Consider the following 12,221-nt stretch of genomic DNA (forward strand, 5'->3'; position numbering starts at 1 on the left):
ACCCCCGCAATCGGACCCACCCCGCCTTCGACAGATTGCCGCCGCTGTGGGTAGGTGTCGACCTTGGTCGACACGATGGATCCACGCCATGCGTGAATGAAGCGTTCCAAGCCGATGCTCGGCGCTTTTCGTCTGGGATTGCGGCTAGGCTGTGGCGATGAAGATCACTTCCATTCCATTGGACAAGGCCGTGTCGGACGGCCCCATCGATGCCTTCAGCCATGTGTTGCTGGGCGATTCGTCCACGCTGGATGAGGTACTGGATTGCCTGGCGTCGCTGCACGTGGCCAATCCCCGCCATCGCTATCTGTGCACGCTCGACGATGTCGGTCAGTGCCGTTACACCAGCATGCACGCGTCCGACGACGAGCGCATCGCACTGTACGAGGACGAAGACCCGGCGACCCCAGAAGATGCGTTGGCGGCACGCGAGCGGTTGCTGGCGCATGTCGTCGCGCAGCTCGAACATTCCTCTCATCGGCTGGAATGGACCATCCTGCCGGGTACCTTGCTGTGCAATGACGCAGACATCGAGGCGCTGGTCACGGCCAATGCCGCGCCGGACCTGGTCGTCGACGAGGTGGTCTGCGTGCAGCAGGTGCCCGTGGACCGCGATGACCTGCTGATCGCCGCCCTGCCCAATGGCTACTTCAGCGCGGACTGGGACATCTTCCAGAACCACGCCCTGATACGGCACCTGCAGGAGCGCTACGACTACCGCCTGTTCGGACTCGGCGCATCGTGGCTTGGCTTCCAGCGCGACAGCGCGCCGTCGCCAGCAGAGGCGAATGCGTTGGTCGCTGACCTGCAGCGTGTCTACGCTGCCGGAACGCAGGACACCTGGTCACAACTGGCTGCAAACCTGGCCACCCGAACCACGCTTCTATTGGGATACACCGAAGACTTCAGCGAACAGCTGCGCTGAGCACCGCTCTACACGAGCGAGCGCAGCGAACGACCCGCTTCCGCTCTTGATCTGGTTCCCGTGGTCGCCGCGCCCGGCCAACCCCAATGAACAGTGCTTTCCGCGAACCACCACGGGGGACACCGCCGTTGGCCGCAATCTCCGGCACAATCGGACTCATGATTCCCCCAGCAAACGGTGAACGTGCAATGCGTATCCTGATCCTTGGCGCCGGCGGTACCGGCGGTTACTTCGGTGGTCGCCTGGCCCAGGCCGGCGTGGACGTGACCTTCCTCGTACGCCCCGCGCGCGCCGCACAGCTGGACCGCGATGGCCTGGTCATCCGCAGCCCGATCGGCGATGCCCGCTTCCCGGTGCAGCACGTCACCGCCGATGCGCTGCCCGCGCTCGCCGCGCAGAAGCCGTTCGATCTGGTCATCCTCAGCTGCAAGGCCTACGACCTGGACAGCTCGATCGACGCCATTGCGCCGGCCGTAAGCGCGAACACCACCGTGCTGCCGATCCTCAACGGCCTGCACCACTACAACGCACTGGATCTGCGCTTCGGCCGCGAGGCGGTGCTCGGCGGCCTGTGCTTCATCAGCGCCACCAAGGCCGCTGACGGCGCCGTGCTGCATCTGGGCAAGCCAGCCAAGCTCACCTTCGGCGAGCGCGATGGCGGCGCGATCTCCGCGCGAGTGCGTGCCTTCGCTGCTGCCTGCGCACAGGCCAACCTCGACCACCTGGCCAGCGAGCGCATCGGTCAGGAGCAGTGGATCAAGTACACCTTCCTGACCGCACTGGCCGCCGCCACCTGCCTGCTGCGCGCGGACATCGGCACCATCGTCGCCACCGATGATGGCGAGGCGATCGTGCGCGGCCTGTACGACGAATGCCTGGCCGTGGCCGAAGCGGCCGGTGAGCCGATTCCCGATGCCGCGCAGGACACCGCACGCGGCACCCTCACCCAGGCGGGCTCGGCGTTGAAGGCATCGATGCTGCGTGATCTGGAGGCTGGCCAGCAGGTGGAGGCCGAACAGATCGTCGGCGACATGCTGGTGCGTGCGCGCAAAGCCGACCAGGAAGGCCTGCTGCTGCAGGTGGCGTACAGCAGCCTGCAGGCCTATCAGGCACTGCGCGGCGCGTGAGCCTCCCGTTGCAGGCCAGCGCGCTGCCTACGCGGGTGCTGATCCTTGGCATGGGCTGGAGTGGGTGCGTGCTGGCCCAACATCTGCAAGCATCGGGCGTACGGGTCGTCGGCACCGCGCGCGACCCCTCGTCGGCACCGGACGATGGCCTGCTGCGGCATCAGCTGCGCGCCGACGCGCCACCTTCGTCAGCCCTGCTCGATGAGATTGCACAGGCGGAGTTCGTGCTGTGCAGCGTACCGCCAGATGCCGAGGGCGACCCGGCACTGCGTCTGCTGCTGCCGGCACTGCAGGACAGCCCGGCACTGCGCTGGGTGGGCTATCTGTCATCCACGTCGGTGTATGCCGACCGGGCCGGCGGCTGGGTTGACGAGCGCAGCGCAGCCGATGCCACTGAAGCAGCCGGCGTGCAGCGCCTGCGTGCCGAAGCGCAATGGCGTGCGCTTGCAGAAGAACGTGGCATTGCCTCTGCGGTGTTCCGCCTGCCTGGCCTGTACGGTCCCGGACGCAACGCACTGCTGCAATTGGCCGAAGGCCGTGCCCGCCATGTGATTCGGCCGGGCCTGGTGTTCAATCGCCTGCACGTAGAGGATCTTGCGGCAGTGATCATCGCGGCGATGCAGCGACCGACCCACCAGGGCCTGTACCTGCCCAGCGACGACGAACCGGCACCACCACAGGATGTGCTGGCCTTCGCCGCGCAGCTGGGCGGGTTTGCGCTGCCCCCTGCCGTGGCCTGGGACGATCCAGCGCTGAGCCCGACGCTGCAGCGCTTCTACCAGAGCAACAAGCGCATCGACAGTCGTGGCACGCGTGCGGCGCTGGGGTGGGCACCGCGGTTTCCGACATATCGGGAAGGACTGCAGGCGCTGGCCGCTTCGCTCGCCGGGCATGGCCCGGCGCTACCGGACAGCGCTTTGTAGAGCCGAGCCCATGCTCGGCTGCTCTTTGCGTCTTTCGCGCTGCGCGCGATAAGCCGAGCCTGGGCTCGGCTCTACGGATCAACCCGCGTCGGGCAGCCGGAAGAAAGTGCGCGTGGCCGCCGTGGCATTGGCCGCCGTCACCGCAACGTCCTCGCCACGGTCGCGCGCCAGCTCTTCCACGATGTGCGAGAGGAACATCGGTTCGTTGCGGCGATCCTTCGGCATCGGCTTCAGCGTGCGCGGCAGCAGATACGGCGCGTCGGTCTCGATCATTAGGCGGTTGGCCGGGATGTTCTTCACCAGTTCGCGCAGGTGCGCGCCGCGGCGCTCGTCACACAGCCAGCCGGTGATGCCGATGTACCAGTCCTGGTCCAGGTAATCGAACAGCTCATCGCGTTCGCCGGTGAAGCAATGCACCACCGCCGGGCCGATGCGGCCTTCGAAGTTCTTCATCTGTGCCATGAAATCGGCATGCGCATCGCGCTGGTGCAGGAACAGCGGCTTTCCATTCTCAGCGGCCAGCTGCAGCTGTCGCTCGAAGGCGCGGTGCTGAGCCGGGCGCGGCGAGAAATCACGGAAGTAGTCCAACCCACACTCCCCCACCGCCACTACTTCCGCGTGGGCATGCAGCGCGCGCATTTCGGCATCGCATTCCTCGGTGTATTCCACCGCGTGGTGCGGGTGCACGCCGGCCGTTGCGTACAGGAAGCCCGGATGCTGCTGGGCCAGCTGCACCGCCAACGGCGAGTGCTCGCGGCTGGCGCCGGTGATGACCATCTGCACCACGCCGGCCTGGCGCGCGCGGTCCAGCACGGCGTCACGGTCGCGGTCGAAGGAATCGTGGGTCAGGTTGGCGCCGATATCGATCAGGTGCATGGTCATCGCGGGGGAAAAGTGCCCGCGCATTGTACCTGCGCCCGCCGTGGCCCCTTATCCTTTGCACATGAACGCCCCGCTCTTCCCCATTTCCCCGCTGCTGCCACAGATCCAGCAGCACCTGGCCGCGCAGCCGCGACTGGTGCTGGAAGCCCCGCCCGGCGCCGGCAAGACCACCCAGGTACCGCTGGCACTGCTGGATGCACCGTGGCTGCAGGGCCGGAAGATCATCCTGCTGGAACCGCGCCGGGTGGCCGCGCGCAGCGCCGCGCTGTTCATGGCGCGGCAGCTCGGTGAAGAGGTGGGTGGCACCGTCGGCTATCGCATCCGCTTCGAGAACAAGGTCTCGGCGCGCACCCGCATTGAAGTCGTCACCGAAGGCATCCTCACCCGCATGCTGCAGGACGACCCGATGCTGGAAGAGGTCGGTGCGATCCTGTTCGACGAATTCCACGAGCGCCATCTCAGCGGTGATCTCGGCCTGGCACTGGCGCTCGACGTGCAGGCACAGCTGCGCGATGACCTGCGCCTGGTGGTGATGTCGGCCACGCTGGATGGCGAACGGCTGGCACGCTTCCTCGATGCGCCGCGGCTGAGCAGCGAAGGCCGCAGCTACCCGGTGACGGTCAGCCATTTCCCGGCGCGCCGCGATGAGGCGCTGGAACTGCAGGTGCGCCGCGCGGTGCAGCAGGCCCTGGCCGAACACCCCGGTGACCTGCTGGTGTTCCTGCCCGGCCAGCGCGAGATCGCGCGGGTGCAGACTGGCCTGCAGGAATCACTGGATGCCGGCGTCGAAGTGCTGGCGCTGCACGGTGAACTGCCGGTGGAACAACAGGCGCGCGTGCTGCAGGCCGCCAGCGATGGTCGCCGCCGCGTGGTGCTGGCCACCAACGTGGCCGAGTCCTCGGTGACCCTGCCCGGCGTGCGCGTGGTGATCGACAGCGGCCAGGCACGCGAGCCGCGCTACGACCCCAACAGCGGTTTTACCCGGCTGGACGTGGTGGCCATCGCGCAGGCGTCGGCCGACCAGCGCGCCGGCCGCGCCGGACGCGTGGCCGAGGGCGTGGCCTGGCGGTTGTGGCCGCAGTCGCAGCGGTTGGAGCCACAGCGTCGCGCCGAGATCGACCAGGTGGAACTGGCAGGACTGGCACTGGAACTGGCGGCCTGGGGCAGCAGCGACCTGCGCTTCCTCGACCCGCCGTCGGCCGGCCCGATGGGCGCGGCACGCGAACTGCTGCAACGGCTCGGCGCCCTGGCCAGCAGCGGTGCGATCACCGCACTTGGCCGGCGCGTGCTGGCGTTGGGCACGCATCCGCGGATGGCGGCGATGCTGCTGGCGGCGCCCGATGCACGTGCGCAGGCGCTGGCCGCTGATCTGGCCGCCCTGCTGGAGGCGCGCGACCCATTGCGCCAGGGCGGTGATGCGCTGGCCGCACGCTGGCGTGCGCTGGCCGCGTTCCGCAATGGTCGTGCGCCGTCCGATGCCAACCGCAGTGGTCTCGCCGCCATCGATGCGGCCGCCAAGCAGTGGCGACGTCGCCTGCGCTGTGATGCCGCGCCGCCCGCCAGCATCGAGGCCCACGAACTGGGTGACCTGCTCGTACATGCCTTCCCCGACCGGATCGGTTTCCAGCATCCCAGCGATCCATTGCGCTACCTGCTGGCCAATGGTCGCAGCGCGCGCCTGCACGAACTGAGCGACCTGCGTGGCGAACCGTGGCTGGTGGCCAGCGAGCTTCGCTTCGAGGCACGCGATGCGCTGCTGCTGCGTGCCGCACCGGTGGACGAAGGCCAGCTGCGCAAGGCGTGGCCGGAGCGCTTCGTCACCGAAGATGTGGTCCGCTGGGACAGCGAGCGCCGCGCCCTGGTGGCCCTGCGCGAGACCCGTTTCGACCGCGTCGTGCTGGACAGCCGCTCGGCCGGCCGGGTCGATCCGCAGCACGCCGCGCAGGCGCTGACTGACGCGGTGGCCGAGCTCGGCCTGCAGGCGCTGCCATGGACCGAAGGCCTGCGCCAGTGGCAGGCACGGGTGGAATCACTGCGGCGCTGGATGCCGGAGTTGGATCTGCCCGACTGCAGCGACGCGGCCCTGCTGGCCAACCGTGCGCAGTGGCTGCAGCCCGCGTTCGCCGGCAAGAGCCGTCTGGATGCGCTGGACGAGTCCAGCTTCGGCGAGGCGCTGAAGTCGCCGCTGGAGTGGTCGCAGCGGCAGCTGGTCGAGCGCCATGCGCCGACCCGCATCACCGTACCTTCAGGCTTGGAACGGCCGATCACCTACGCGTTGGACAGCGAAAGTGGCGAGCCGTTGCCGCCGGTGCTGGCGGTGAAGCTGCAGGAACTGTTCGGCCTGGCTGATACGCCGCGCATCGCCGATGGGCGCGTGCCGCTGACCCTGCACCTGCTGTCGCCCGGTGGCCGGCCGCTGCAGGTCACCCAGGACCTGCGCAACTTCTGGGAAAACACCTACGCCGAAGTGAAAAAGGAGATGAAGGGCCGCTACCCGCGCCATCCGTGGCCGGATGACCCGTGGACGGCCACGGCCACGCACCGGGCCAAGCCACGCGGGACCTGACCGGCCCTGCCGGCACCACCGGTTGCGGACCCTGCCTGATCCTGAATGGCTGCGGTAAAGTCACGCCACGTGCGGCCTCGACTGACATACCGTTTACGGGCAACACGCGACACTGGACTTCGACCCGAGGCAAAGGACCCCCGCATGAGCAAGCTGACCGTAATCACCGACCGCGCTCTGGAGCGCGCCCTGGAGCTGGCCCACACCGCCGGCGATGGCCTGAAGAGCGCCGGTGGTAGCCTGCGCAACGCGGACTGGATCAAGACCGGCGCCGCCCTCGGCGCAGTGAAGACCGGCGGCAAGGTCGCCACCAAGTTCGCCCGCCGCAATCCGGCCGTGACCATTGCCGCGGCTGCCGTCGGCGTCGGCCTGCTCGGCTATGCGCTGTACCGCAAGCAGCAGAAGAAGAAGGCTGCCAATGGCCACGTGGTGAATGGGCAGGCGCAGCGCATCAATGCACGTGACCGCCGCAATGACACCGTGGTGGATGAGCACAGCGATATCGGCAGCGACGCCTGAGATCGTCGGCCGCTGCCAGGGCCGGGGTCCTTCCGCAGGAAGGGCTCCGGCCTTTTCATTTCAACCGATCTGCCGCCACTGGCCCGGCTGCAGGTCGTCCAGCCGGTAGGGTCCCATCGACACGCGGACCAGCCGCAGCGTCGGCAGGTTCACCGCCGCGGTCATCCGCCGCACCTGGCGGTTGCGGCCCTCGCGGATTGTGATCGCCAACCAGCTGTCAGGCACGGTCTTGCGGAAACGTACCGGCGGATCCCGCGTCCACAGCGACGGCGCCGGATCGAGGCGCTCGATCTTCGCCGGCAGGGTCGGCCCGTCGTTCAGCTCAACGCCGTCGCGCAGCCGCTGCAGCTGCTCGTCGCTGGGGGTGCCTTCCACCTGCACCCAGTACGTCTTGTCGGCCTTGTGCTTCGGGTCGGTCAGCTTGTGCGCCAGCGCACCGTTGTCGGTCAGCAGCAGCAGGCCCTCGCTGTCATGGTCCAGGCGGCCGGCGGCATACACGCGCGGCGGCAGGCCAAACCCGGCCAGGGTCGGCCGCGGCGGCACGCTGCGGTCGGTGAACTGGCAGAGCACGTTGAAGGGCTTGTTGAAGGCAATCAGCATTGCGGGCACGGCGGGCGGCAGATGGCGCATTGTCCCACGCCGCGCTGCTCGCTCGCCGGGCACCGCTTTGGCCGAGGCTGCGGCGGGATCAGCCGAAGACCTTCCACTCCAGCAGGAACGAACCCAACACCAGTGCGATGCCGCACGCCGCGATGACATTGGCCCGGCGCCGCAGGCGGACCGGTGGCGGATTCATGGCACGCGCACGTTCCTCCAGCAGCGCACCGGCGAACAGCACGGCAAACCCCACCGTCGCCACCAGGTCGTAGGCATGGCCACCGTAGAACACGAAATCAATCAGCCGCGCCAGCACCAGCACGGCCACGGCGATGTAGAACACTTTCTTCAACAGTCCACTCCATGGATGGTAGCGCCGGGCCATGCCCGGCGGATGCACATTGCGTCGATTGCCACGCCGCTGCGCTCGCCGGGCGTGGCCCGGCCCTGCCGATTTACGGCTTGATGAAGCGCAGGGTCATGCGATCGCTCTCGCCGATCGCCTGGTACTTCGCATCGTCGGCCTTGTCGTGCTGGTTGGTCGGCGGGAGCGTCCACACGCCGTTCGGGTGGTCCTTGGTGTCCCGCGGGTTGGCGTTGACCTCGCTGCGCGCATCCAGCTTGAAACCAGCCGCCTCGGCCATCGCGATCACCTGCTGCTGGCCGACATAGCCGGTGTCATCGTCGTCGGCCACATCGGCCTTGGCGCGATGCTCGACCACGCCCAGCACGCCGCCCGGCTTGAGCACGTTGAAGAAGCCCTGGAACATGCCCTGCGCCTGGCCGGCCTTGCGCCAGTTGTGCACGTTGCGGAAGGTCAGCACCACGTCGGCTGAATTGGCCGGGCCGAACACCGGCTTGGCCGGATCGTAGGCGACCACGGCAGTCTTGCCGAACTGCGCCGGTGCGCCGGCGTACTTCTTTTCCAGGCTGTCGCGGCTGCGCTGCTGGTAGTCACGGCCGCGGCCTTCGGGTACGGCCATCGGGTCGACCACGGCGGCGACGTAATGACCCTTGTCATGCAGCAGCGGCGCCAGGATCTCCGAGTACCAGCCGTTGCCGGGGGTGATCTCGATGACGGTCTTTTCCGGAGCCACCCTGAAGAACGACAGCGTCTGCGCCGGATGACGGAAGCCATCGCGCTTGACGTTGTTGGCATCGCGGGTGGGCGCCTTCACCGCCGCGTCGATGGCCGGCGAGACCTCGATCTTCGCCGGCGCGACCGTGGCCGGTGCGGCGAACGCGGGAACAGCAGCAAGCAGGGCCGAAGCAAGCAGCAGTCGGCAACCACGCAGGGACGAAGCAGGCATCATCGGGACGACTCCAGCGGAAGATGCGGCGAGACTAGCAGTCACAGCGTCCCAGGTGTTCACAAAACGTTAGCTGCGTGCGCGCCGCGGAACACTGTTTTGTGGTCGTCGCCGCAGCACGGTCACACATCGCGTTCTATTCTGGAGCACTTCCCCCAAGGAGTCCGTGCCCATGACGGCAACCCGCGAACTGGGCCGTTCCGGCCTGCATGTACGTCCGCTCGCCTTCGGTGGCAACGTGTTCGGCTGGAGCGCCGATGAGAAGGCCAGCTTCGCCCTGCTCGATGCCTTCGTCGACGCCGGTTTCAATCTGGTCGACACCGCCGATGTGTACTCGGCCTGGGTGCCGGGCAACGCCGGCGGCGAATCGGAAACACTGATCGGCAAGTGGTTCGCGCGCAGCGGCAAGCGTGACAAGGTGGTGCTGGCGACCAAGGTGGCCAAGTGGGCCGAACGCCCCGGCCTGACCCCGGACAACATCACTGCGGCGGTCGAGGATTCGCTGCGCCGCCTGCAGACCGACGTGATCGATCTGTACCAGGCCCACGAGGATGACGAGTCGACGCCGCTGGAAGCCACGCTGGCTGCGTTCGGCCGCCTGATCGAAGCCGGCAAGGTACGTGCGATCGGTGCCTCCAACTACAGCGCCACGCGCCTGGCCGATGCGCTGAAGGTGTCCACCGACTACAAGCTGCCGCGTTACGAAACCCTGCAGCCGGAGTACAACCTGTATGACCGCGCCGGCTACGAAAAGGAACTGGAACCGCTGGTGCAGCGCGAGCAGATCGGCGTGATCGGCTACTACGCGCTGGCCAGTGGCTTCCTCAGCGGCAAGTACCGCACGCCGGCCGATGCAGCCAAGAGCCCGGCGCGTGGCGAGAACGTAGTGAAGCGCTATCTGAACCCGCGCGGCCTGCGCATCCTGCAGGCGCTGGATGACGTGGCCAGCAAGCACGGCGCCAGCGCCGCACAGATCGCGCTGGCGTGGCAGATCGCGCGGCCGTCGATCACTGCGCCGATCGTCAGCGCCACCAGCGTCGAACAGCTGCACGATCTGCTGGCAGCGGCCAACCTGTCGTTGAGCGTGCAGGACGTCGCGCAGCTGGATGCCGCCAGCGCGGAAGCCTGAGTTGTAGTGCCGGCCGCTGGCCGGCATTGCACAACAGCGAAGAAAATAATTGAACAAAATGGTTGCGCGCGACTAAATCGTGGTTTATCGTGCGCACCTCGTTTCAACGACCACTGGAAAACTCCCTTGAACGCGCATTCCGTCGCCACCGCCAAACTACTGCCATGCCTGCGCATGGACGTGCTGGCGCGCGCGTTCGGCAAGGAAGACCAGCTGACAACGGCCTGATACCCGCCCTGCGGAGATCGGCCACCCCGATCTCCGAGGCCTGACGACGCCCTCGGAACGCAAGTCCCGGGGGCGTTTTCGTTTGCGTCGGCACAAGGACCCGCGATGCCAGAACTGCACCCCGCGCGGCAACCCGCCGCTCACTGACCCAGGTTTCTTCGCCGCACCGGAGGATTTTCTCCGCGTGCATGGCAACGCCTGGACATTATCTGCATCGCACCCAAACATTATCGCTCGCCGATAATGTCGGTGGCCTGCATCTTCGATTCTCCAACGGTCCCGTTTCCACCACGGGCTGGTGCGCGCGGCGTTGCCGTGGCGTATGCCGGAGGTCGCGGACATGCCATCGCCTGGATCGCCTGCTGGAGGCAGGCACCGGTTCGCCGGTACGCGGTTCGATTCCGCGCGGTCCCCAACTGGATAGCTCAGCTTGGTCAGAGCAACGGATCCGTAATCCGTCTGTCGTGGGTTCGATTCCCACTCCAAACCACATGACCTGTCACGTCATGACTTGAAGCAACACCCGGGGCGCAAGCCCCAGCGGCCATCGTCGCCGTCCATCGTCATTGCCTTCGGGCAGGAACGTGGAAGGCAACGGACCGCACGCCGGGCCTCGGCCTGTCACCACTACCTGCCCCACTCTGCTCCGGTGCTGTCTGCCGGCAGCGATGGCCGCAAGGGTGATGACGCACCGAAGGCTCCGCGCGCGGACCGTCCGCCGATGGCCGCCCTCTTCCGCCGCCTGCACGTGGTGTGCAGGCGGCCTCGCCACGACCTGATCGACCCGGGTCATGGTGATTCATCCGCATCGGGTCGAACCACCAGAGCCATACAAGGAGAGACTCCCATGTTCTGGACCATCAAGGTCGTGATCGGCGACGGCGAGCGCGGCCTGGTGTATCGCAACCGTCGTTTCCAGCAGATCCTGCTGCCGGGCGTGCACCGCCTGTCGCCGTTCGGCGGCCGGCCGCACGTGGACCTCCACAACGCATCGAAGGGCGCGGCCTACACCGGCAGCGACCAGGACAGCCTGATCGAAGCGCTGGACGCACAGCTGGACACGCACTTCGTACTGGCCAACGTCGGCGCCGGCGAAGTCGGCCTGTTGCTGCGCAACGGCCGCATCGACGAGGTGCTGCCGCCGGGCAGCCGCCGTCTGTACTGGCGCGGTTCGGTCGACACCCAGGTACGGGTGATGGCGCTGGGTGACGAGCCGCGCATCCCGCTGGACGTGCAGCAGCGCCTGGGCCAGCTGGGCGTGCTGCCGCGTGTCGCGGTGATCAGCACCGTGCCGAGCGAGTCGGTCGGCCTGCTGTTCATCGATGGCACGCTGCGCCAGACGCTGGACGCCGGCCTGCACGCGTTCTGGAACTTCAACGGCAACGTGTCGGTGGAGCGCGTGGAGCTGCGTGCGCGTTCGCTGGACGTGTCCGGCCAGGAACTGCTCAGCCGCGACAAGGTGACCCTGCGGGTGAACCTGGCCGCGACCGTGCAGGTGGTCGACCCGGTGCGTGCACACCGCACGCTGAGCAATGCCGATGAGTTCATCTATCGGCAGCTGCAGTTCGGCCTGCGCCAGGCGATCGCCGCACGCAGCCTGGACGAGCTGCTGGGCGACAAGGCGGCACTGGACGGCGAGATCGCTGCCCATGTGCAGGCGGCGATCGAGGGCCATGGCGTGCGGCTGCTCGGCGTGGGCATCAAGGACGTGATCCTGCCGGGCGAGATGAAGGAGATCCTCAACGGCGTGGTGCTGGCCGAGAAGCAGGCCCAGGCCAGCGTGATCCGTCGCCGCGAGGAGGCCAACGCCACGCGTTCGCAGCTCAACACCGCAAAGCTGATCGAGGACAACCCGGTGCTGATGCGCTTGAAGGAGCTGGAGGCGCTGGAGAAGGTCACCGAGAAGATCGACAAGCTCACCGTGTTTGGCGGCCTGGAGGGCGTGCTGAAGCAGCTGGTGACGATCAGGTAGGGGGTCGCGGCGGCGCAGGGACGCGCCGCCGGCCCATCAAGGA

11 protein-coding genes and 1 tRNA gene are annotated in these 12,221 nt (G+C 67.5%); 8 read left to right on the plus strand and 4 right to left on the minus strand.

Annotated elements, in window-relative coordinates:
• Positions 1-157: 157 nt before the first annotated feature.
• From N5D45_RS07090 to N5D45_RS07100, 3 genes are all read left to right on the plus strand, one after another.
• Complete coding sequence (locus N5D45_RS07090) at positions 158-925, plus strand: hypothetical protein (RefSeq protein ID WP_279938668.1); 768 nt, start codon at positions 158-160, stop codon at positions 923-925.
• 188 nt (positions 926-1,113) lie between these two features.
• A complete protein-coding gene (gene panE, locus N5D45_RS07095; protein WP_197656332.1) occupies positions 1,114-2,052 on the plus strand; it encodes a 2-dehydropantoate 2-reductase in 939 nt (312 codons plus the stop codon).
• Positions 2,049-2,975 carry an epimerase gene (locus tag N5D45_RS07100; protein WP_228354924.1) on the plus strand — a complete coding sequence of 309 codons (927 nt, stop codon included), beginning with the start codon at positions 2,049-2,051 and terminating at the stop codon, positions 2,973-2,975. Before panE ends, N5D45_RS07100 begins: the two co-directional genes overlap by 4 nt.
• A gap of 78 nt (positions 2,976-3,053) precedes the next feature.
• Here the strand turns inward: N5D45_RS07100 and N5D45_RS07105 are convergent, their stop codons facing one another.
• Positions 3,054-3,851, minus strand: coding sequence for a TatD family hydrolase (locus tag N5D45_RS07105; protein WP_057504419.1), 798 nt, complete (start codon positions 3,849-3,851; stop codon positions 3,054-3,056).
• Between the two features lie 67 nt (positions 3,852-3,918).
• Between N5D45_RS07105 and hrpB the strand changes: the two genes are divergently transcribed.
• A complete protein-coding gene (gene hrpB, locus N5D45_RS07110) occupies positions 3,919-6,423 on the plus strand; it encodes an ATP-dependent helicase HrpB (RefSeq protein ID WP_228354925.1) in 2,505 nt (834 codons plus the stop codon).
• A gap of 144 nt (positions 6,424-6,567) precedes the next feature.
• Positions 6,568-6,942: a hypothetical protein gene (locus tag N5D45_RS07115; protein ID WP_005411574.1), complete on the plus strand. Its 375-nt coding sequence runs from the start codon at positions 6,568-6,570 to the stop codon at positions 6,940-6,942.
• A 60-nt stretch (positions 6,943-7,002) separates the two neighbouring features.
• Here N5D45_RS07115 and N5D45_RS07120 read toward each other — a convergent pair whose 3' ends face one another.
• The 3 genes from N5D45_RS07120 to N5D45_RS07130 all read right to left on the minus strand — a co-directional run bounded on the left by N5D45_RS07120 (position 7,003) and on the right by N5D45_RS07130 (position 8,852).
• A complete protein-coding gene (locus tag N5D45_RS07120; protein WP_191862667.1) occupies positions 7,003-7,542 on the minus strand; it encodes a pseudouridine synthase in 540 nt (179 codons plus the stop codon).
• Positions 7,543-7,630: 88 nt separating this feature from the next.
• Positions 7,631-7,882 (minus strand): hypothetical protein, encoded by a 252-nt coding sequence (locus N5D45_RS07125; protein WP_224329425.1) that lies wholly within the window; start codon positions 7,880-7,882, stop codon positions 7,631-7,633.
• Positions 7,883-7,994: 112 nt separating this feature from the next.
• A complete protein-coding gene (locus N5D45_RS07130; RefSeq protein ID WP_010482267.1) occupies positions 7,995-8,852 on the minus strand; it encodes a class I SAM-dependent methyltransferase in 858 nt (285 codons plus the stop codon).
• A gap of 169 nt (positions 8,853-9,021) precedes the next feature.
• On the opposite strand from N5D45_RS07130, the gene N5D45_RS07135 reads away from it, so the two are divergent.
• From N5D45_RS07135 to N5D45_RS07145, 3 genes are all read left to right on the plus strand, one after another.
• Positions 9,022-9,978, plus strand: a complete 957-nt coding sequence (locus N5D45_RS07135; protein WP_159360727.1) for an aldo/keto reductase — start codon at positions 9,022-9,024, stop codon at positions 9,976-9,978.
• A gap of 644 nt (positions 9,979-10,622) precedes the next feature.
• Positions 10,623-10,696: transfer RNA gene (locus N5D45_RS07140), tRNA-Thr, on the plus strand.
• Between the two features lie 357 nt (positions 10,697-11,053).
• Positions 11,054-12,178 (plus strand): slipin family protein, encoded by a 1,125-nt coding sequence (locus tag N5D45_RS07145; protein WP_057504412.1) that lies wholly within the window; start codon positions 11,054-11,056, stop codon positions 12,176-12,178.
• Positions 12,179-12,221 lie beyond the last annotated feature (43 nt).

This window comes from Stenotrophomonas sp. GD03819 (assembly GCF_029841665.1).
In the GTDB taxonomy this organism is placed as follows: Bacteria; Pseudomonadota; Gammaproteobacteria; order Xanthomonadales; family Xanthomonadaceae; genus Stenotrophomonas; species Stenotrophomonas geniculata.